This window comes from Anabaena sp. PCC 7108 (assembly GCF_000332135.1).
Lineage (GTDB): Bacteria > Cyanobacteriota > Cyanobacteriia > Cyanobacteriales > Nostocaceae > Anabaena.
The window spans coordinates 3,325,087-3,345,848 of record NZ_KB235896.1; the positions used below are offsets into that span (position 1 = coordinate 3,325,087).

Below are 20,762 nucleotides of genomic sequence, written 5' to 3' on the forward strand. Positions count from 1 at the left end.
GGAGTTTGCTGATGGGTATAGCAATTGGAATTTGTTTTGGCTCAAAAAACTCTATTGCATCGTTCAAACTGCAAGATATAGAAATTGTAACAGCTAACAATAATACACCTCCAGACCGGAAGTTCACTCGTTCTGTGGTTGCTTACGACCAAGGTAAATTTTTAGTCGGAGATCAGGCTTACAATAAGATATATCATGACCCAGAAAATGTAATTCTTTCAATCCGAAGCTTGATGGGGCGTGGCTATGAAGATCCTTTTGTTCAAGTATTTCGTTCAAATGTGGGTTACAAAATTACACCACCAAGCAATGGGACAAAACATAGCTTATCTATATGGCTAGGAGGTAAGGAATACCAGCCAGAAGATATTGCGGCAGAAATTTTTAAACAACTTGTTCAAAATGCCCAAGCTTATCGGCAAGGAATGGGCAAAACTGGGGAAATCATTAATCAAGCTGTCATTACTATTCCTGCCTATTTTAACGATAAACAACGCTACGCTACCCTCACCGCAGCCCTCAAAGCTGGACTTATTCCTTTGGAACTGCTACCAGAACCGACAGCAGCAGTAATATCCTATGGGTTTCCACCTAATAGCAACGATAACGATGTCAAGACAATTTTGGTTTATAACTTTGGCGGTACGACATTTGATGCTTCAATAATTACCGCAGCCGGAACTTCATTTATTGAACAGGGGAAAGCGAGTGATTTGTGGCTAGGTGGTGATGATATCGACTCGCGGTTGATGCAGTTTGTAAAAAAGCAAGTCGCGTTGCAAGAAAGAATTAGTGATATTGATTCCTTAATTTCTAAAATGCCCTATTATCAACAGGTGCGATTTAACGCTGATTTAAAGATTGCGGTAGAACAGGCAAAAGTTGAATTAAGTAATGCGAAATCTGCTCAAATTACCCCGGCTACTCAATTACTTGATGAATTGGGAATTGCAATTCCCATTGAGGTGGAAATCACCCGCGAGCAATTTGAAATCATGATTAATGATTTGGTAGAGCGTTCACTACAAATTTGCCGACAAGCTTTAGAGTATGCTCAATATCACTTGGAAATGGTAGACGTGGTGCTTTTGGTTGGTGGTTCTTCCCAAATTCCTTTGGTACAAAGCAAACTTAAAGAAGCTTTTGGCGCTAATAAAGTAGTTTTACATCCCCGGCCTATGTACGCAGTGGCTGAAGGTGCGGCGATTGTGGCGGATGGACAAACAGATAAAGTCACCACAGTATCCCGCGATTATGTCATAAAATTAGCAGAGGGCAAGTATACAAAAGTGATTAATCGGGGTGATATTTTGCCAGTGACAACATCCCACACTTTTAAAACTATAGCTAAGGGACAACGCTTAATTCATTTTCAGTTTTTCAGCCCAGATGAAAATAACAATTACGAAAGAATTGGGGAAATTTGGCTAGGTTTAGAGAAAAAATATCCAGCGGGAACCGAAATTACTATTTATTTTGAGTTGGATGAAAAAAATAGTAATTTAAAAATTTCGGCTACTTTAAAAAATGACCCTTCCCTAGAAGTTATTTGTAATTTTACCCGTGGTCGTGCTGATGAGAGGATATATCAAGACTTAGAGGAAGCAATAGAGGAAGTGAATAATAAAAATCTCACTGCTTATGATATGGAAGAAGTTTTAAAATTAGCAGTACCAGTTATGCAGTTAGCTAACCAAATTATTAATCCTGTCACAGGAGAAGAACGCAGCGATTTACGTGATCGCGCCCTAACAATTCTGCAAAAAATGAAAGAAGCAGTAGCGGTTCCTAAAATGACAAGCAAATCAAACCCAAATAATCTTAACCCCTACGATATTCTCGGTATATCTCAAGCCGCATCAAAAGCTGAAATTACCAAAGCTGTAGCCTTAGCAATGAAGCGCAAGCAATATCCTGTAGATGTGATTGCTAAAGCGCAAAAAAGCTTGATGAAGTCAGAAGAAAGAATAATTGCTGACTATTTGCGTCCAATATTGCCAACTATTAAGCGCTTCAAGTATAGTAACTTAGAGGCGTTGGCACAAGCAGCACCGTCACTGACCTTATTATCAGAATTTGATAATTTAGATCATGCGATCGCTCAAGCCAAGCAACAAGAAAACCTAGAACGAGAACCTTTACCAATTCCTTTATCAGAACTATTCACAGAAGGCATGACAGCCTGTAGAGAAGGACGCTACCCCAAAGCGATCAAATACCTAGAAGACTACTGCCAAGGCTGTAAAGAACACAATAGTCAAAACTATCTGCAAGCGCAAATTTGGTTGATTAAAGCCTATCAAATGGGTGGACAATTACAAAGAGCGATCGCTATTTCACGAATGTTGAGTAATCATACTCATCCTCAAGTCAATACTTGGGCTAACAAGATATTAGCTATGTTATCTAAAGAAGCTTCCCGTGTCTGAATTACCGCCAATTTATCCTCTGAGTCAAGAGTTACGCAATTTAGTTATCCAAAAATTGGGGATTCTTGAAAAAGAAAATGTTGTCTTGCAACAATCCCTAAGAGAACAAAAAACTCAAACTGCAGCCCAAACTGAAGATCTATTTTTAGAACTGTTAGAAGTTGCTGATGCACTAGAAGCGTTATTACACTATCTAGAAAATAACCCTAATCCGAGTCCAGAATTTATAGAACGCTTACCCCGTTCCATAGCCGCAGTTAATCGGAAATTTCTTAGTGTATTAGGAAAACGCCAACTTTTACCTATAGAATTGACGGGTACAGAACCAGATTTTAACTTGTGTCGAGTTATAGATCGAGAAGAAAGAACGGATGTTCCCGACCAAACAATTACTAAAATTGTCCGTCGCGGATTTCGTTGGGGTGAGAAAATTCTCCGCCCTACAGAAGTAATTACCGCTAAAGTAGAATCAAATTTAGATGATAATATAAATGAAACTATAAATGAAACTATAAATGAAACTATAAATTAATATTCAGATTATTTATTTGTAAAGGTTCGCACAGAACCAAAAGTACTAATAAATATACCTTTAGAGTCACAATAGTCAAGGTAGTTCCAAATTTAAACTTGTTGAAAAATACTATGAATCCTGACAAAAGTAATATTAAAGAAACTTCCACATCCTCAAAAACATGGCATGGTTGGCAAGAAAATCTGAATTTAATTGCGATCGCTTTATGTTTAGCACTCCTAATCAGAACTTTTATCGCTGAACCTCGGTTAATTCCATCAGCATCAATGTACCCCACCTTACACACAGGCGATCGCTTGGTAGTAGAAAAAGTATCCTATCGTTTTCACCTTCCCAAAACTGGCGATATAGTCGTTTTTTCCTCACCACCAGAATTGCAACGTCGGGGATATGAAAAAAATCAAGCCTTTATCAAACGGGTAATTGGTATGCCCGGAGAGGTAATTAGTGTTAATAAAGGTAAAGTTTACCTTAATGGTCAACCCTTACCAGAAGACTACATCGCCGAACCCCCAAATCAACCATTCCCACCGGTAACAGTCCCAGAAAATGAATTTTTTGTGATGGGAGACAACCGCAACGATAGCAATGACTCTCGCTACTGGGGCTTTTTACCACGCAAAAACCTCATCGGTCGCGCTACCTTTCGCTTCTGGCCTTTAGACCGTCTGGGGGTAATTTAATCATTGGTGATTAGTGATTGGTGATTGGTGATTGGTTATTAGTCATTGGTGATTGGTGATTGGTTATTAGTCATTGGAGAAAAACCAATACCCAATCTCCGCTTCACCGCGTCTCCCCACCTGTCACCTTCTTCCTAAAACCGCAGATAATACATTAATTGAGCGATCGCTTCACCAGATAATTCTAGACGTTGCTGAAAATCAACCAGATTACGATAAGGCCCAGCAGTAACACGGTTCTGCAATACGGCTTGTGCTAGGGGCAAATCTATAAAGGGAATTTTTGCTAAACTCTCTAATGTTGCTGTATTCGGGTTCAGCAAATAAGTAGGTTTATCTAGAGATTCGTCATCATAGTAACTAAAATTAAGTAGAGGTTTTAGTGGTTCTAGCCGCTGTACAGGCACACTCAAAGCCGCAGCAATATCCTCAATACAATAAAATTTAACACCAGAGCGGGAAAGTTCCACAAGCGATCGCCCTTGATGAATAGACAAACCAGGTAAACGCAGCCAATCATCAACAGTGGCAAGATTTGCATCAATACGCATACCCAATTGTGCCGCCATCTGAATTTCTTCCCCAGATTGGAGACGATAGTAAGGATCATTCAGCAACTTGGCGCGGAGTTTTTGCAATTTCAGATTTAAAGGTAGCCAGTTGTTCATCGTTTGTGATTACCTTAAGAAATCTGGTCTAGGAGATGGCGACGCTTTTGCTCAAATTCATACTCTGAAATTAAACCATCTTGGCGCAAAGCATCCAACTCACGTACAGCACTAGCTACTGATTCTACTTGATTACCAACCTGGAGAGAAACCTTAGCTGCTGACTTACCGAAATTAAAATTCCGGTCAAAAGCCTCTTCATCTTGGGCTAAATACCAAACTCCCTCTATAGCACTAGCCACCTTAGGGATTGGTGTCCAAGATAACAAAACATATAAAATTCCCCATAGTGGTTGTCCTAAGTAAAATTTATGTAATCCTGAAATTGTCATTGTGCCAGAAAAAGCTAAAATGGCAGCAATACTTCGGCTTTTCCGTTTTTTTAAAATCATTTCCATAAACCTCCAAATACCACAATTTCTAAGACAAAACAGCCATAATAGCCAATTTACCCAAATATCAAGCTGCTTTCACTTCTGACTCCTGCTATCAACAGAAACTCTTTGCATTGAATAAAATATTCTGAACTTAGCTTTGCTGCCACCTTAAAGCTTGTATATACAAATTCTACTAAAATGTCACAGAACTTCCTGCCACCAGAAGCACTTGAACTACTCATTGACCCTTATTCTGTTTTGGGAGTTTCTGTAAATGCTAATGATCATCAAGTTTTTAAACGTTATCATGCCTTAGCAAAGCAACTACATCCTGATAACTATATTAACAGCAATAAGTTAGATGCAGAATTAGGCAAAGTTATATTAACTCGTTTAATTAACCCAGCTTACCAGGAATTAAAACATACAAAAAAGCGTCTTAGTATAGCCCAGACATTACGCTCAAAAGCTATAGACTTAGACAAACAGTCAGTTTTAGGTCTTCAAGCTGGACTCAATCTCGACATCATGTCTATGTCTCCCAATGAAGCCGAATTCTTCTATGAAAAAGCTATAACTTCTTATGCATCTGCTCAATATAAGTCACTCCTACAATCACATCAAGTTACTAAAAAAATCAGTCAACTGAATTTAGTTTACTTATCGTTACACAAAAAAGATGCCTTAACAACTGAACAGTGGACAACTTCATCTAAGTCCATCATCCCCCGTCCAGAAATCAAACCAGTCGAACTGAAATTACCTCAAGATAAAAATCTTACCTCCGTTCCGATTAACTATGCTCGACGTAACTATGAGCGGGCTGTTCAGTATGGAGAACAAGGAAAATGGGATTTAGCCGTACAGGAACTACGCGATGCTATCAAGCTAGAACCAAATAACAGCGACTATTATGCTTTACTGGGGGTAGTACATTTCCAACAGAAATTCACAGGAATGGCCAAAGTTTACATCCGTCAAGCATTAAAGTTGAACCCCAAGCAACCCCTAGCTTTGAAATACGCTGCTCAATTGAACATTCAAGCTACTGAAAACGGTAATCCTAAATCAGTCGCCAAAGCTGTGGGTATTGCAGCCTTATTAAATCGCTTTTTCTCTAGAAAAGATTCTTAAGCCTGTGAAAGAAACAGGGATAGTTACGTAAAATTTCTTATTTGCTAGTAACCTGTCAGCATTTCTATTTAATTAATTTTGAATTTTGAATTGATTTGTCCCCTAGACTAAAATATAGATAGAGGCAAAATTTGAAATTACTGAGTAATCACACTCAGTTGAATAAAAGCAAAATGGGATTCTTTGATTCTGAGATAGTTCAGCAAGAAGCCAAACAGCTGTTTGAAGATTATCAAGCGCTGATTCAAATTGGCAACAACTACGGCAAATTTGACCGCGAGGGCAAAAAGCTGTTTATTGAGCAAATGGAAGCAATGATGGATAGATATCGCGTCTTTATGAAGCGGTTTGAACTATCAGAAGACTTCATGGCGCAAATGACCATACAGCAACTAAAAACACAGCTGGGTCAGTTTGGTGTCACTCCACAACAAATGTTTGAGCAAATGAATGTCACCCTGCAAAGGATGAAAACAGAGCTAGAAAAACAATTATGACTGGAAATGGGGAGATGGGGAGACGCGGGGACGCGGGGATGGGGAGGGTGTTTATCTTTCTTCTTCCTACACCCTTCTTCCTACACCCTGCTCCCTGCTCCCTGCTCCCTGCTCCCTGCCTCCTGTAACACTAATTTGATTTAGGACGAGGAAATTGAGAGGGCGACTTGAATTTTTCTACAGGTACATCCTTAAGAGCTTTAACCATAAAATCACGCCAGATAGGAGCAACCATTCCACCACCTGTTGCACCACTGGACAACTGACGGTTATCATCCCTTCCTACCCAGACAGCAGTTGTGAGTTGCGGTACTGTACCCACAAACCAAATATCTTTTTCAGAGGAAGTTGTTCCCGTCTTACCTGCAACTGGCCTACCGAGAGCAGCCCCTTTGCCTGTACCATTATTAACTACAGATTGCAGGACATCAATGATCGCTGCCGATGCCCAAGGATCAAGCACTCGCTGTGGTTTGGGTGTGTTGTCGAGTAACACATTCCCACTGCTATCTGTGACGCGCACAATTACTGTTGGTGGTGACTGCCAGCCATAATTAGCGAAGGTAGCATAGGCACTAGCCATTTCTAAAGGTGTCACACCAATTGCACCCAGAGGCAAAGAAGTTACCGGTTCCATTGGACTCATAATGCCCAAGGTGCGGCAGGTTTCAATTACTCTATTCATACCCACAGCTTTACCAATCTTAATCACCGGGATATTGCGAGACTGGGAGAGAGCAGTACGAATTGACATAGCTCCGCTAAAGCCGCCATCATAGTTTCTCGGATAATACCAACCATTACCATCTCGGTAGCTAACTGGAGAATCTACCACTGTGCTATCTGGTGCATATTTGCCCGTAGCAAAGGCTGTATAGTAAACAAAAGGTTTAAAAGAAGATCCTGGCTGACGTTGAGCTTGGGTGGCGCGGTTGAATTCACTGGCTTTAGGATCTACGCCACCGACTAGAGCTTTGACAAAATGTGTGCGGGGGTCAACTGACACAAGGGCAATTTGATTCTTGTATAAACCTTGTCCAAGTAAAGTTTTATGCCACTTGTTAACTGTTGCCTCTGCCATTTCTTGAAATTTGGCATCAACTGTGGTCTGCACCCGCATTCCCCCTTTTAGCAGCGCTTCCCGCCCAAACTTTTTCGCTAATTCTTGAGCTACGGTATTGGTGATATAAGGTAAAGCACTGCCTTGAAATGACCTAATTCTCCCCAGTTTGATTTCTTGCTTGAGAGCATCGTCATATTCCTTTTGGGTGATCCAGGTCAATTCCAGCATCCGCCCCAGAACTTCTTTTTGTTTGAGTTTAGCCAGCTTCATATTGGCAAATGGGCTGAATTCTTCTGGGGCTGGGATTAAACCTGCCATCATTGCTGACTCAGCCAAAGTTAAAGTTTCTGATGACTTGTTAAAGTAACTGCGTGCAGCTGTTTGGACACCGTAGTTGTTATGACCCCAATAAACTTGATTGAGGTACATTTCTAAAATTTGGTCTTTGGTGAGAATTTGCTCTAGTCGAATTGCTAGTACAGCTTCTGCTAATTTGCGAGTAAAAGCACGCTTTTGAGATAAAAACAGGTTTTTCACCAACTGCATGGTGATGGTAGAACCACCTTCTTTCACACCCCCTGCTACCAAGTTGACTATAACAGCCCGTCCAACACCACTAGGGTTAATACCGTGGTGAGTGTAAAAGTTAGCATCTTCACTAGCTAATACTGCCCGTTTGAGATTGGGGGAAATTTTATCTAGGGGTACAACTTCTCGGTTTGCTTCCCCGTGAACACTTGTTAGGAGCTTACCTTTAATGTCATATATGTGTGTAGTTTCTGAGGGAAAAAAGTTACGTAGTTGTCTAACATCAGGCAAATTACGGAAACTAATGGCTAGTCCCACCAGTCCTCCCGCGACAATAGAGCTGGCCAGCAATGTGATAGATAAAAGAGTGCCGCCAGTTACCTGACCGACTCCTTTAAGAAACTCAAAGCCAGATGAAGCCTGCTCTGGTGGCTGTTTATCTTCAAAAGTCCTAGACGACACGGCTATCTCACTTCCTCACTTATAAATATGAATGTAATTCATTAAATGGAATCAGATGGTTAATTTTTTGCAATTATAGTAGTTTGGCAGCGCAGAAAACGGATAATTTGCCAGTGAACATAACTAACCTAATTTCTAAAGTGCAAAGTGTAGTTAATTGTGAATCTCTTAGTATGGCTCAAGATTTCTCCTGGTTGCATCGTGGTGTGACAGAAATTTTTCCTCAACCTCATGATGATAGTGAAGCTGAAAGTCTAGAACACCGGTTAACAAATGCGAATCGTCCTTTAAGAATCAAGCTGGGTATTGATCCTACGGGTGCGGATATTCATCTTGGTCATAGTATACCAGTACGCAAACTACGGGCTTTTCAGGATGCTGGTCATACAGCTGTTTTGATTATTGGTGATTTTACCGCACGTATTGGTGATCCTACGGGTAAATCTGATGTGCGTCGTCAACTGACAGAGGCAGATGTGGCAGAAAATGCCCAAACTTATCTTGACCAAGTTCGTCCTATTTTAGATTTTGACACACCCGGTAGGTTGGAGGTGCGTTATAACTCAGAATGGCTTTCCCATTTAAATTTGGGGAAAACTTTAGAGTTGCTCTCGACGATGACTGTGGGGCAGATGTTAGCCAAAGAAGGTTTTGCGGAACGTTATAAAAAGGAGAATCCGATTTTTCTCCATGAGTTCCTGTATCCATTAATGCAAGGTTATGATTCTGTGGCTGTTGATGCTGATGTGGAGTTGGGCGGAACTGACCAAAAGTTTAATATTGCTGTGGGGCGAGATTTACAACGCCATTTTGGTCTAAAGCCTCAGTTTGGGCTACTTCTGCCAATTTTGATTGGTACTGACGGTGTACAAAAAATGTCTAAGTCTTTAGGTAATTATGTCGCTTTGGGAGAACATCCTTCTCAAAAGTATCAAAAACTCCAAGGTGTGCCTGATAATTTACTATCTCAGTATTTTGAATTGCTGACAAATTTACCTTTGGATAGTCTGCCAGAAAAACCACGCGATCGCCAAGAATTTTTGGCTTGGGAAATTGTCAGACAGTATCACGGTGAACAAGCAGCTAATGAAGCCAAGGAAGCGGCAAGAAGCGGTGGGAAGGAAGGTGCTGTTCCCGAATTTTCTCTGGCTGCTATAGCTCAGTTTCCGGTGAAATTAACTTATCTTCTCGGTGCTACTGGTTTGTGTAAAAGTGCTAGTGAAGGCAAGCGGAAAATTCAGGAGGGTGGGGTACGTTTAGATGGTGATAAGGTGACTGATGTGGATGCTACTTTTGCTGCGCCTGGGGATTTATACGGTAAGGTTTTGCAAGTGGGTAAAAAGAATTTTGTTCGTTTTGTTCCGTAATTAATTTAATTAAACGCAGATAAACGCAAATGAACGCAGATGAACGGATTATTGTTCCTTTAGATGTACCAGATTTGGAAAGTGCGATCGCTCTTGTTGATAAACTTCCTCAAGTTACTTTCTGGAAAGTCGGTTTAGAATTGTTTACCAGCACTGGTCCAGCAATTCTAGAAATTCTTAAATCTCGCCAAAAGCGGATTTTTCTAGATTTGAAATTTCACGATATCCCCAACACTGTCGCCGGTGCTTGTCGCGCTGCGGCTAGTTATGGTGTGGATTTATTGACAATTCACGCTACTAATGGTAAAGATGCCCTGAAAGCTGCCGTGGAAGCGGTGCAAGTAGGAGCAGAAAAAGCGGGAACTAAACCGCCAAAATTAATCGCTATTACTCTGTTAACCAGCATTTCTACAAGACAATTGGCGTTTGAGTTGAAAATTCCTTTAGAATTGCCTGAATTTGCTTTACAAATGGCGCTTTTAGCTCAAGAATCGGGTTTAGATGGGGCGGTTTGTTCTCCCCAAGAAGTTGGACAATTACGGGAAAGTTGTGGAAATGACTTTTTACTAGTTTGTCCTGGTGTGCGTCCAACCTGGGCTGAAAAAGGAGATCAAAAGCGATCGCTCTCCCCGGCTCAAGCTATACTTGCAGGTGCAGATTATTTAGTTATTGGTCGTCCCATCACTGCGGCTGCTGATCCTGTGTTAGCTTGGCAGAAGATTACCGAAAAACTGTAGGGGCGTATTGCAATACGCCCCTGCATTGATATTATTGCAATACGCCCCTACATGAGTCTTATTTATCCACAATCTGCTGTGTATAGCAACCACCAAGGTGATTAGGATATCAACTAATGATAAAACTTAGACACAAACAGATATTCAACTCTGTCACCTGTCACCTTTCACCTGTCACCTACTGCTGGTGGTTAATAGCCTGTAGTTGCTTGTTCACCTCTCCTGCATTTTCCAAAACTCTCACCCCCAAACCTGTCAACCCAGAAGTAAGTAATTCTTGCTCTGAGCAAAGTTTACAAAAATTAACAACTCAGCTATTGCTTGATTTACCAAGTTATGCAAACCGCACCACACAACGCGCCCGTCGTCTGAGACGAAGTGTAGATATTTTCCCTTATATTTTGGCTGCGGGTAAACCGGAGTTTCAATCTCTACCTTTAAATCCTGGTATTGATACTGTTAAGTATGAATCTGAGGGAGTTGAACAGGTTTTCTTTACTACCTTGGAACGACAGTATGTAAATAAGAAAGCCATAGAGTTACAACAATTTCACAGACTGTTTTTGACTAAAACTAAAAATGGTTGGAATTTGGTAATGATGTTGACTCAAACTGGTAGTTATCCAGCCAAATCGACTATTGCACCAGCAAGAGATAGTACTAACGGTGCGATCGCTCAAGGTGTTAAACTTTGGTTACGGGATTGTCAAGCCGGAAGTGTGCGAATGCCATAAGCCGACAAAATTAAATTCATTAGTAATTGCGAATTTCATCAAACTTTTTCCGTACCGCCTGTATATCCTGCCACATTAACCATTTAGGAGAACCCTTGTCTTTAGCAGGGTTACGCAACAAATAAGAAGGGTGAAAAATCGGCATACATAAACGACCTGACCACTCTAACCATTGACCGCGAATTTTCGTAATTTGTCGCTTATCGCCAGTTATAGCTTTTACAGCAGTTGCACCTGTTAATAAAATAATTTTCGGGTCAACTAAACGAATTTGTTCTAATAAATAAGGCTTACAAGCTGCCATTTCATCAGTTGTCGGCACTCGATTTTCTGGTGGACGACATTTAACAATATTACAAATATATACGTCCTGATCTGGATTTAATTCTACTGATGCCAAAATTTTATCTAGTAATTGCCCTGATTTACCCACAAATGGTAAACCGGTTTCGTCTTCTTGTTGCCCCGGTGCTTCCCCAATAATCATAATAGTAGCTTGCAAATTCCCACGTCCGACTACAGCATGAGTACGAGTTTTCCCCAGTTCACAACGTTGACAGATATGACAATGCTGTGCCAAATCTGCCATTTGGGGGTAAGTTTCAGCAGGAATGGGAATTTTAGAATCTGTGGGAATTAAATCTTTTTGGTTAAAACTTGATTCGTCAAAAAGGCTAAGTTGGTTATCGTTGCTCATGAAAATTGGGATTTTAGCTAGGCAATTTTTCTAAAGTGAATTCTTGTGTAAATTTTATTGTATATGAGTATTAGCATTTTTATTTATTTCCTGTTATGTTTTTGAGTGTATATTAAATTGATATATAACTAGTATTCGGAAAATAAACTATTGGCTAAGTGAAATCCGGGCTTAATTTTGGGACAATAGCAAGTTAACCAGGAATACTGACTTATTAAGGGTGCAGAGAATGAATAAAGTAACCTTTTATATCGTTTTGTTACACAGTTTATTTTTAGGAATGGGAAATGCTTGCGCCCAGTCACTACCAATTAATCGACTCAAACCGGGAACAGAAGCAGGGTTAAAGGTGGCTGAGAACACATTACCAGCATCAAAAATCTGGGTGATTGATCAAAATAAACTAGTAAAAAAACAACCTTTTATGTGGGTAGTTCAAGATTCACATAAAGCCAGACAGCAACCATTTTTGCAAATTGCTAAAACTTCTAATCAGCCGAAAAAAAAGCCTAACTCCAGCAAGAAACCATCTAAAATAAATGAGCTAGATTCATTTAGTGAAGTAGTGAAAGATAGTCAAAAGCTAGATGGTATATTCACTATTTATCGCCAAAAAGAGAACAATAAAATATATTTAGAAATTAAACCAGAACAACTAGAGAAAAACTTCTTAGCTACAGCCACATTAGAATCTGGTATTGGTGAAAGAGGTATTTACAGTGGAATGCCATTACAAGATTTTTTATTTTATTTCCAACGAGTAGAGAATAACTTACAGTTTATTGTCCGTAATGTTAATTTTCGTACCCGTGAAGGAGATCCCCAAGCGCGATCTCTAGCTCGCTCTTTTAGTGACTCTATTCTCTATACTATCCCAATTAAAAGTATTAATCCAGAACGTAAAACTATTCTGATTGATTTAGGTGACTTGCTGCTGACAGATTTAGCTGGATTGTCTGCGGGTTTAGAATTAGCTGCTAATCCTGACCAAAACTATTTTGGCAATGCTAAAGTCTTTCCTAGTAATTTAGAAATTGAGTCTGTTTTCAATTTCTCTAGCAGTGGTAGCAATAATCAAAATTTTGAGGTGTTACCAGATAGTCGCGGCTTTAGACTGAGAGTCCATTACAGCCTTTCTGAATTACCCAAAAATAATTATCAACCTCGATTAGCAGACGATAGAGTCGGTTATTTTCTCACCGCTTATCAAGATTTATCCACAGATGATCGCAATGATCCTTTTGTGCGTTATATTAATCGCTGGAATTTAGAAAAACAAGATCCCCAAGCCGCAATTTCTCCACCCAAAAAGCCAATAGTTTTCTGGATTGATAATGCTGTACCTGTGGAGTACCGGAGTGCGATTAAAGAAGGTGTCTTGATGTGGAATCAAGCCTTTTTAAAAGCGGGATTTAAGGATGCAATCGAAGTCCGGCAAATGCCAGATAATGCCACATGGGATGCAGCAGACGTTCGTTACAACACAATCCGCTGGATTAATACTGTAGATGGATATTTTGCGATGGGACCATCTCGTAGTAATCCTTTAACTGGAGAAATTTTAGATGCAGATATTCTTGTAGATGCTAGTTTTCTGCGGGCATTAAAAAACGATTATCGTCAAATTGTTTTACCTAACCAAACACAAACTCGTACTTCCTTATCAGCATTGATGCAAAATCGTCTGCTTTGCAACAAAGGTGATAAAACGGCTAAAGGATTATTAGGCAATTTATCCAAATTAGCAGGAGAGTATGATTTATGTTACGGAATAGAAGCTGCTAACCAATTTGCTTTTGGTTCACTGGCGATGTCTCTATTGCCAAATATTACTCCGACCAAAGAGCAGGTACAAGATTATATTCATCAATATTTACGTTTAATTATTGCCCATGAAGTTGGTCATACTTTAGGTTTGCGACACAATTTTCGTGGTAGTACCCTCTTACCACCAGAGGAGATGAATAATCTAGAAATTAGCCGTAGCAAAGGCTTGACATCATCAGTAATGGATTATATTCCCCCCAATATTGCCCCTCAGGGTACACCGCAGGGAGATTATTTTCCGAGTATGGTGGGAACTTATGATGACTGGGCAATTCAGTATGGCTACTCTCCCTTTGAAGCTAAAACTCCCATTGCGGAAAAACCATTTTTAGATAAAATTGCTGAACAATCAACAAAACCAGAGTTGAGTTATTCTCCTGATGAGGATACATCTGATATTGATCCGACTTCGGCAGCTTGGGATAATAGCGGTAATGTGCTAGTTTATTCTCAATGGCAGTTGGATAATTCCCGTGCTATCTGGAAACGTTTAAATCAAAGTTTTCCAATGGCTGGAGAAAGTTATAGTGATTTAAGCGATCGCTTTGAAACTGTCTTAGGTAATTATTTACAGCAGTTATTTTATACTAGTAAATATGTTGGTGGACAGTCTTTTTATCGAGTTCATCCCAGTCAAGGAAAAGACCAATTACCATTTGTAGCAGTTCCAGTAGAACAACAACGACAGGCATTAGCAACGCTGCAAAAGTATGTATTTGCTGAAGATGCACTGAATTTTTCCCCAGAATTACTCAATAAATTAGCACCTTCTCGGTGGCGACATTGGGGTAGTCCTGTCAAGACAGGACGTTTAGATTATCCAATTCATAATTTGGTATTGTTTATTCAGAGTGCTGTGTTAGGGGATTTACTTTCAGGAGATCGTCTTTCTCGTCTCAAGGATATGGAATTGAAAAGTAAAGCTGGTAAATCATTGACTTTACCTGAGTTATTCGATACTTTGCAAAATGGAATTTGGACAGAAGTTTTACAACCCAAAGATAAATTAAAAATTTCTAGTTTGCGACGAGGTTTACAACGGGAATACCTGAACCTGTTGATGGCTATGGTGTTACGGAAAGAAGCCGTACCAGAAGATGCTCGGACTTTGGCTTGGTATAAACTCAAACAATTGGATAGTAAACTGAGTGGAGTGAATTCCGAAGATGAATATACCAAAGCTTTCCTATTAGAAACGCGCGATCGCATTGAGAAAACTTTAAACGCACAATTACAAGGAAATTAACATAATTTGTAATCCCCCTCTATAAATCGCCGCAGATGGGGATTACTATATGAAGCAGTATTAAAAAACTTCCTTAGTCTATAAATTCTTTATAACTTTTGTTAGATAAATAACTAGCTTTTTATTGCTAGTTTTGGATTGTGCTAGTGGCAGCTAAATTGGTGATAGAACCAATATGATTTTGCTGAATCATCGCTAATTCAGATTATTAGCCAACCAATAAAGCTCTGCTAAGTGGAAAGTTTATTCACATTGAATTGATGGAGTACAATGATGGCAAATTTACTTGCTAAAGCACTAAAGACTATTAAGTCAATATATCAAAACGTTGAATTTAAACGCTTTTTTGCTGTTGCTTTAGTTGGTTTTTTAGTTCTAGCAACAAACTTAGATTCTAGTATTGAATCTGGACGTAGCAGTAACTCTGTAACCAGAAAACTGGACAAAGTTGTACATCAGGATGATGCTGATAGACCTAAAACTACAGGAGAATGGAATAAAGAAGCTCGTCAAACAGAAAATGATCCTGGTGAAAGAGCTAAAAGAATTGCTAAAGAATCTGGCGAAGCTCTAAAACAATGGAGTTCTGTGTACCCAGACACAGCTAAAAGAAGTGCTAACGACCGCGAAAACAGTAATAAGTATTAGTGCAAAATAAATTGCATATTGAGGAGAGGGAATAGGGAACAATACAGATTCAATCTGTACTGTAGAGACGTTTCATGTAGCGGAAGCTTTCCGCAGGGTAACATCTCTACATTTTCCATATTTTAACTACTCAAAGCCTTGATAAACCGTTGCAAACTTTTAAAGACACTGGGTTTTTTGGCAGGTGTTCCATCTGTGGAGTTTATCGGTTGTCCCTTCATGAGAATCAAATCTAACTCATCACCTGTCGGTCTTTTTGGTAATTCGGCAATTTTTTGATATTCGCCTTCAATTTCTAACCATACTTCCCACTGTCCAGGATAGCTACGCAAAACGGCGCTTTCCTCATCAACAGGGCGGAGGTAATAGCAAGATTCAATGGTGCTGATGAAACGGCGACGGGTTTCCCTAGCTGCGTAACCAATACCGACGACACCCGAATCTTCGAGACGAGGATTTAACATGATGAAGGGGCGCGTACCAATTACTTCACATAGCTTTTCTATTTGCGGTACTTCTACGGAAGTTGGGGCGATAAAGAGGAAAATTTCATCTTCTGGCTGAATTTTGGTTTGTAAAGAAGCAGCCCTACCCGTACCAATATCTTCAATTTTAAATGGTACATCTTGCCAATCTCGACGGGCTAAAGCAGCTGCACCCGCATCAGCAAAAAAGACTTTGAGACGAGATTCATATTCAGCCAACACAGGCAGAAATTGTGCTGCAACTGGCATAAATTTGAGTTCGGGAAACAGAAAATCAACTTGAATGCGAGTCATGCCATCAGCTAAAGCAGATTTTACAGCTTCACAGGATTGAGCGATCGCATCTTCTAAAGTTTTGGGTAGTTCTGGCATAATTTAGATATTAGATCAAGTTTCTGGGTCAATACTCAATTCTCTCAGTTTGGCGGCTAGACGTTCAGATTTTTGTTTTTCCTTAGGACTAAAGCTGCGTGTCACACCAAAAATCTATTGTAGGGTGTGGTTCTGCAAGCTCACCAACCACGTCAGATATCAAAAATCTGTTTATTTACTAGATTTATGCAGTAGTAAAGCACCCTACCAATGTGCCAGTTGCGTAAGTCCTGTTCCTGTTTCTATTGCTGCTTTCGGTGTAGGTATTAGCTGTGCTTGTGGGGTAATCAGGTAGAATCCTGGACATCCTGATATGGCTACGCCACGCTACGCTATCAGACAATTATATTGTTCAACTCTTTAATAATTCCACATTTACCAATCTCTGCAAAACTTGTTTTAACACCATCGCTGTCCAATCAATATCAGCTGCTGTCGTCTGTTTTCCCAAAGTTAACCGAATTCCCGATAAAGCTGCTTTTTCAGAATAACCCATTGCTAATAAAATCGGACTGGGGCTTAATTTTCCACTATGACAAGCAGCACCGGCACTAATACCAATTCCCGCCAAGTTTAGCTGACGTACCAATGTTTTACCGCTGATTTTTTCCCCGTCGGCGTATTTTAAATAAAAACTGAGATGATGAGGAAGACGATGTATTAAATCACCTGTAGGCATTAAACCAGGAATGTCTGCTAATTTAGTAAAAAGGCGATCGCGCAATCCCATCAATCTTAACCTTTCTTCCACCAATTCTTGCGCTGCTAATTCCGCAGCCACTCCAAAACTCGCAATAGCGGGTGTTGCTTGCGTCCCCGAACGCAGTCCTCTTTCTTGTCCACCTCCCCCCACCAAAGGCATTAAATCCACACCAGGACGGACATACAACGCCCCTGCACCCAAAGCACCATATAATTTATGACTAGATAGACTTAGTAAATCTACAGGTAAAGTTTGCACATCTATAGGTAAACGTCCGGCAACTTGGACTGCATCTGTGTGAAATAAAGCACCATAAATTTTAGCAATTTTACTCAATTCCGCAATCGGTTGTACCGTCCCAACTTCACTTTGTCCGTAAATCACGGAAACTAAAACCGTGTTATGACGCAAAGCTGCTTGTAAATCTAGGGGATTGACTCTACCTTGATGATCAACACCTAACCGGGTGACATCCCAACCCCAACTTTCTAACATTCGTGCTGGTTCAGAAATGGCAGAATGTTCGACACTAGAAATAATTAGATGTTGGGGGGAAGTGTAACATCGCGCTATCCCCATTATTGCCAAATTGTCTGCTTCGGTTCCCCCAGAAGTAAAGATAATTGATTCAGGAAGGGCGTTAATTAATCCTGCAACTTGCATTCTCGCCTGTTCCACAACCAAGGCTGAACGGTTGCCCCATTCATGTAAACTGGAAGGATTACCCCACTCTTGGGAGAGAACTGCTTGCATGATGGCGATCGCTTCTGGACGAGTAGGAGTAGTTGCACTGTAATCTAGATATATTTGCATAAAATCAATAATTGAGTTATACCAGGTTCGTCTATTTATTTACCTATGACTTACGCAACTGGCACATTAGTAAGGTGCGTCAGATGTCAAAAATTTGCTTATTTACTAGATTTATGCAGTAGTAAAGCACCCTACAATAGATTTTTGGTGTGACACACAGCTTTAGTCCTATTACCAAAGAATAATTTCCCCATCTCCGTATTACTGAGTCAGTCCTAAATGCGGATCTATGCCATTTTGACGCAGTGGGTTTTCTATATAATTCGACATACACCTTTTGGGGAATAATAAATACATTAACCCTTAATTCACTTTGATCAGATTACCGTGTCTATTTTCCCTCACAAAAGATATTTATCTTATATTTTTTTATTAATCTTCACTCTTTTTGGTTGTCAAAAAGTCCAGTCTTCAAATCAGCGTTTAGCACCATTACCTCAAGATCCATTAATTCAAGTTTACTTTAATCATTCCCAATCTTCAGAATATCAGGAAGCTTACCGTCAAAAAACCCGCTTAGGAGATGATTTAGAAACCCAGATTGTTGATGTGATTTCCCAAGCCACATCTACTGTAGATGTAGCAGTACAAGAATTGCGTTTACCCAAAATTGCTCAAGCATTAGCTGCTAAACATAAATCTGGCGTAAAAGTGCGATTAATTTTAGAGAATAACTATTCTCGTCCTTGGAGTAATTTCACATCAGCAGAAATCCAGAAATTAGCAAAAAGAGAACAAGACCGATATCAAGAATTCCGTAAATTTGTTGATATCAATCAAGATGATCAAATCACACCTGAAGAAATTAGTCAACGAGATGCTTTAACAATTATCCAAAATTCTAAAATACCCTGGATAGATGATACTGCTGATGGTTCTAAAGGTAGCAGTTTAATGCACCATAAATTTCTCATTGTCGATAATCGCTTTGTAATTATTACTTCCGCAAATTTCACCTTAAGTGATACCTCCGGTGATTTTACAAATTCCAGCAGTTTAGGAAACGCCAACAACTTATTAAAAATTGATAGTCCTGAATTAACAACTTTATTTACAGAAGAGTTTAACATGATGTGGGGTGATGGAGCAGGAGGAAAACCAGATAGTATATTTGGTGTGAAAAAGCCGCTGCGTTTACCCAAACAAATCACTTTAGCCAAGACTAAAATTACCGTACATTTTTCACCGACTTCAGCAACTCAAATTTGGAGTAATACTAGTAATGGGTTAATTGGTAAAACCTTGGAAACAGCTACTAAATCGGTAGATATGGCATTATTTGTATTTTCCGATCAACAGTTAGCCAATATTTTAGAAAAGCGCCATGACCAAAAAGTACAAATTCGGGCTTTAATTGAACCACAATTTGCCTATCGTTTTTATAGCGAAGCTTTAGATATGATGGGTTTAGCTATCAATGATAACTGTAAATATGAAATTGATAACCGTCTTTGGAAAAATCCCATTTCTACAGTTGGAGTGCCAATTTTACCCAAAGGAGATTTCCTACATCACAAATTTGCTGTCGTTGATAACCAAACTGTAATTACAGGTTCACATAATTGGTCAGAAGCGGCTAATTATGGTAATGATGAAACTTTAGTAGTCATTGAAAATCCTACAGTAGCGGCTCATTATCAACGTGAATTTAATCGACTTTACACAAATATTAAACCAGGTTTACCGCCAAGAATTCAAACTAAAATTGATGCAGAAGTCAAAAAATGTCCCCAAATCAAAACTCCTTCCTCTCTGGAAAAGTTAGAAATTAAACCAATCAATCTTAACACAGCAACCCAAGAAGAATTAGAAACTCTCCCAGGTGTAGGTAAGAAATTAGCCGAAAGGATAATTATTGCTCGTCAACAGCAAAAATTTACATCCTTACAAGACGTAGAAAAAGTTCCCGGAATTAGTGTTAAAACTTTAGAAAAATGGCAAGAACGTGTAACTTGGTAATCTGAATATAGCGGTTCTCGGTTGAGTGAGATACAAAAACCCCACCCCCAACCCCCTCCCCGCAAGCGAGGAGGGGACTATGATGTACCTCATGTAATTATTTTTTGTGGGTTGGGTTGACGGAAGGAAACCCAACATTTACTGACGTTTGTTGGATTGCGCTATCGCTTAACTCAACCTACAACAATTATTAACTAAAAAGTATTGGATGGGACTTTTATTATGCAATTAATTTTTGCCAGTTAAATGTACAATAAAGAAATATATAAAGAGAGTGATTATGAAACAGAATCAACTCTATCTAAAGTATAATCATGCAAATCTCTACTTCTAGAAAGAGGAAAAATAATTACTAAATTACTAACATAAATAGGACTTACGCAAGTGTCACACCAAAAATCTATTGTAGGGTGCTTTACTACTGCATAAATCTAGTAAATAAACAGATTTTTGATATCTGACGCACCCTACCAATGTGCCAGTTGCGTAAGTCCTGATAAACGTAACTTAGATCATCGGAGTCGGTTTATGCCTTATAACAAAATAGATGAATTACCTCAAGACATCCAAGCACGACTACCAGAACACGCACAACAGATTTTTGTTGCTGCTTTCAACGCTGCACAACATGATGGAATGAGTGAAGAAGGTGCAAAGGAAGTAGCTTGGAATAGTGTTCATAATGAATATGAACCAGATAGCCAAGGTAACTGGCGTAGAAAACCAGAAGATCCTGCCACACATCATAAAGCTGTAACATCTGGTGGTAATTAATTATCTTTTAAATCTATGTTGCAT

Annotated in this window: 18 protein-coding genes; 12 read left to right on the forward strand and 6 right to left on the reverse strand. The window is 39.5% G+C overall.

Annotation, left to right across the window (positions count from 1 at the left end; all coding sequences use genetic code 11):
• Positions 1 to 11 precede the first annotated feature (11 nt).
• The 3 genes from ANA7108_RS27475 (at position 12) to lepB (ending at position 3,647) form a co-directional block, all read left to right on the forward strand.
• Complete coding sequence (locus ANA7108_RS27475; RefSeq protein WP_016951761.1) at positions 12 to 2,429, forward strand: Hsp70 family protein; 2,418 nt, start codon at positions 12 to 14, stop codon at positions 2,427 to 2,429.
• Positions 2,422 to 2,961, forward strand: a complete 540-nt coding sequence (locus ANA7108_RS0115740; RefSeq protein ID WP_016951762.1) for a nucleotide exchange factor GrpE — start codon at positions 2,422 to 2,424, stop codon at positions 2,959 to 2,961. The genes ANA7108_RS27475 and ANA7108_RS0115740 overlap by 8 nt, the downstream gene beginning before the upstream one ends.
• A 113-nt stretch (positions 2,962 to 3,074) precedes the next feature.
• Positions 3,075 to 3,647: a signal peptidase I gene (gene lepB / locus ANA7108_RS0115745; protein ID WP_016951763.1), complete on the forward strand. Its 573-nt coding sequence runs from the start codon at positions 3,075 to 3,077 to the stop codon at positions 3,645 to 3,647.
• Positions 3,648 to 3,781: 134 nt separating this feature from the next.
• Here the strand turns inward: lepB and ANA7108_RS0115750 are convergent, their stop codons facing one another.
• Positions 3,782 to 4,315, reverse strand: coding sequence for a ComEA family DNA-binding protein (locus ANA7108_RS0115750; RefSeq protein WP_016951764.1), 534 nt, complete (start codon positions 4,313 to 4,315; stop codon positions 3,782 to 3,784).
• A 14-nt stretch (positions 4,316 to 4,329) separates the two neighbouring features.
• On the reverse strand, positions 4,330 to 4,704 hold the full coding sequence (locus ANA7108_RS0115755; protein ID WP_026104224.1) for an NINE protein: 375 nt from the start codon (positions 4,702 to 4,704) through the stop codon (positions 4,330 to 4,332).
• 186 nt (positions 4,705 to 4,890) lie between these two features.
• Between ANA7108_RS0115755 and ANA7108_RS0115760 the strand changes: the two genes are divergently transcribed.
• Positions 4,891 to 5,826 carry a J domain-containing protein gene (locus tag ANA7108_RS0115760; protein ID WP_016951766.1) on the forward strand — a complete coding sequence of 312 codons (936 nt, stop codon included), beginning with the start codon at positions 4,891 to 4,893 and terminating at the stop codon, positions 5,824 to 5,826.
• 173 nt (positions 5,827 to 5,999) lie between these two features.
• Positions 6,000 to 6,323, forward strand: a complete 324-nt coding sequence (locus tag ANA7108_RS0115765; RefSeq protein ID WP_016951767.1) for a DUF1825 family protein — start codon at positions 6,000 to 6,002, stop codon at positions 6,321 to 6,323.
• Between the two features lie 130 nt (positions 6,324 to 6,453).
• Here ANA7108_RS0115765 and ANA7108_RS0115770 read toward each other — a convergent pair whose 3' ends face one another.
• Positions 6,454 to 8,376: a transglycosylase domain-containing protein gene (locus ANA7108_RS0115770; RefSeq protein WP_016951768.1), complete on the reverse strand. Its 1,923-nt coding sequence runs from the start codon at positions 8,374 to 8,376 to the stop codon at positions 6,454 to 6,456.
• Between the two features lie 173 nt (positions 8,377 to 8,549).
• Here ANA7108_RS0115770 and tyrS point away from each other — a divergent pair, with 173 nt between their 5' ends.
• The 3 genes from tyrS (at position 8,550) to ANA7108_RS0115785 (ending at position 11,214) form a co-directional block, all read left to right on the forward strand.
• The gene (tyrS, locus tag ANA7108_RS0115775; protein ID WP_016951769.1) at positions 8,550 to 9,743 is read left to right on the forward strand and encodes a tyrosine--tRNA ligase; all 1,194 of its coding nucleotides are present in this window, start codon (positions 8,550 to 8,552) and stop codon (positions 9,741 to 9,743) included.
• Positions 9,744 to 9,772: 29 nt separating this feature from the next.
• On the forward strand, positions 9,773 to 10,480 hold the full coding sequence (gene pyrF, locus ANA7108_RS0115780; protein ID WP_016951770.1) for an orotidine-5'-phosphate decarboxylase: 708 nt from the start codon (positions 9,773 to 9,775) through the stop codon (positions 10,478 to 10,480).
• Between the two features lie 116 nt (positions 10,481 to 10,596).
• Positions 10,597 to 11,214 carry a hypothetical protein gene (locus ANA7108_RS0115785; protein WP_026104225.1) on the forward strand — a complete coding sequence of 206 codons (618 nt, stop codon included), beginning with the start codon at positions 10,597 to 10,599 and terminating at the stop codon, positions 11,212 to 11,214.
• A gap of 19 nt (positions 11,215 to 11,233) precedes the next feature.
• Here ANA7108_RS0115785 and ANA7108_RS0115790 read toward each other — a convergent pair whose 3' ends face one another.
• Positions 11,234 to 11,911, reverse strand: a complete 678-nt coding sequence (locus tag ANA7108_RS0115790; RefSeq protein ID WP_016951772.1) for a uracil-DNA glycosylase family protein — start codon at positions 11,909 to 11,911, stop codon at positions 11,234 to 11,236.
• 229 nt (positions 11,912 to 12,140) lie between these two features.
• Between ANA7108_RS0115790 and ANA7108_RS0115795 the strand changes: the two genes are divergently transcribed.
• Together ANA7108_RS0115795 and ANA7108_RS0115800 are read left to right on the forward strand one after the other, a co-directional pair.
• On the forward strand, positions 12,141 to 14,984 hold the full coding sequence (locus tag ANA7108_RS0115795; RefSeq protein WP_016951773.1) for a zinc-dependent metalloprotease: 2,844 nt from the start codon (positions 12,141 to 12,143) through the stop codon (positions 14,982 to 14,984).
• A gap of 273 nt (positions 14,985 to 15,257) precedes the next feature.
• Positions 15,258 to 15,632: a hypothetical protein gene (locus ANA7108_RS0115800; RefSeq protein ID WP_016951774.1), complete on the forward strand. Its 375-nt coding sequence runs from the start codon at positions 15,258 to 15,260 to the stop codon at positions 15,630 to 15,632.
• Positions 15,633 to 15,754: 122 nt separating this feature from the next.
• Here ANA7108_RS0115800 and ANA7108_RS0115805 read toward each other — a convergent pair whose 3' ends face one another.
• Both ANA7108_RS0115805 and ANA7108_RS0115815 read right to left on the reverse strand, forming a co-directional pair.
• Positions 15,755 to 16,489, reverse strand: coding sequence for a DUF1995 family protein (locus ANA7108_RS0115805; RefSeq protein WP_016951775.1), 735 nt, complete (start codon positions 16,487 to 16,489; stop codon positions 15,755 to 15,757).
• 352 nt (positions 16,490 to 16,841) lie between these two features.
• The gene (locus ANA7108_RS0115815) at positions 16,842 to 18,005 is read right to left on the reverse strand and encodes a cysteine desulfurase family protein (RefSeq protein WP_016951776.1); all 1,164 of its coding nucleotides are present in this window, start codon (positions 18,003 to 18,005) and stop codon (positions 16,842 to 16,844) included.
• Between the two features lie 327 nt (positions 18,006 to 18,332).
• Between ANA7108_RS0115815 and ANA7108_RS0115820 the strand changes: the two genes are divergently transcribed.
• Positions 18,333 to 19,964 carry a DUF655 domain-containing protein gene (locus ANA7108_RS0115820; RefSeq protein ID WP_016951777.1) on the forward strand — a complete coding sequence of 544 codons (1,632 nt, stop codon included), beginning with the start codon at positions 18,333 to 18,335 and terminating at the stop codon, positions 19,962 to 19,964.
• A gap of 528 nt (positions 19,965 to 20,492) precedes the next feature.
• On the forward strand, positions 20,493 to 20,738 hold the full coding sequence (locus ANA7108_RS0115825) for a ChaB family protein (RefSeq protein ID WP_016951778.1): 246 nt from the start codon (positions 20,493 to 20,495) through the stop codon (positions 20,736 to 20,738).
• Positions 20,739 to 20,762: the final 24 nt, after the last annotated feature.

Coding starts and splice junctions, on each gene's coding strand:
- ANA7108_RS0115760 (WP_016951766.1), top strand. CDS start 4,891: ATGTCACAGAACTTCCTGCCACCAGAAGCACTTGAACTACTCATTGAC.
- ANA7108_RS0115805 (WP_016951775.1), bottom strand. CDS start 16,489: ATGCCAGAACTACCCAAAACTTTAGAAGATGCGATCGCTCAATCCTGT.
- pyrF (WP_016951770.1), top strand. CDS start 9,773: ATGAACGCAGATGAACGGATTATTGTTCCTTTAGATGTACCAGATTTG.
- ANA7108_RS0115765 (WP_016951767.1), top strand. CDS start 6,000: ATGGGATTCTTTGATTCTGAGATAGTTCAGCAAGAAGCCAAACAGCTG.
- ANA7108_RS0115790 (WP_016951772.1), bottom strand. CDS start 11,911: ATGAGCAACGATAACCAACTTAGCCTTTTTGACGAATCAAGTTTTAAC.
- ANA7108_RS0115800 (WP_016951774.1), top strand. CDS start 15,258: ATGGCAAATTTACTTGCTAAAGCACTAAAGACTATTAAGTCAATATAT.
- ANA7108_RS27475 (WP_016951761.1), top strand. CDS start 12: ATGGGTATAGCAATTGGAATTTGTTTTGGCTCAAAAAACTCTATTGCA.
- ANA7108_RS0115785 (WP_026104225.1), top strand. CDS start 10,597: ATGATAAAACTTAGACACAAACAGATATTCAACTCTGTCACCTGTCAC.
- ANA7108_RS0115825 (WP_016951778.1), top strand. CDS start 20,493: ATGCCTTATAACAAAATAGATGAATTACCTCAAGACATCCAAGCACGA.
- ANA7108_RS0115815 (WP_016951776.1), bottom strand. CDS start 18,005: ATGCAAATATATCTAGATTACAGTGCAACTACTCCTACTCGTCCAGAA.
- tyrS (WP_016951769.1), top strand. CDS start 8,550: ATGGCTCAAGATTTCTCCTGGTTGCATCGTGGTGTGACAGAAATTTTT.
- ANA7108_RS0115795 (WP_016951773.1), top strand. CDS start 12,141: ATGAATAAAGTAACCTTTTATATCGTTTTGTTACACAGTTTATTTTTA.
- lepB (WP_016951763.1), top strand. CDS start 3,075: ATGAATCCTGACAAAAGTAATATTAAAGAAACTTCCACATCCTCAAAA.
- ANA7108_RS0115750 (WP_016951764.1), bottom strand. CDS start 4,315: ATGAACAACTGGCTACCTTTAAATCTGAAATTGCAAAAACTCCGCGCC.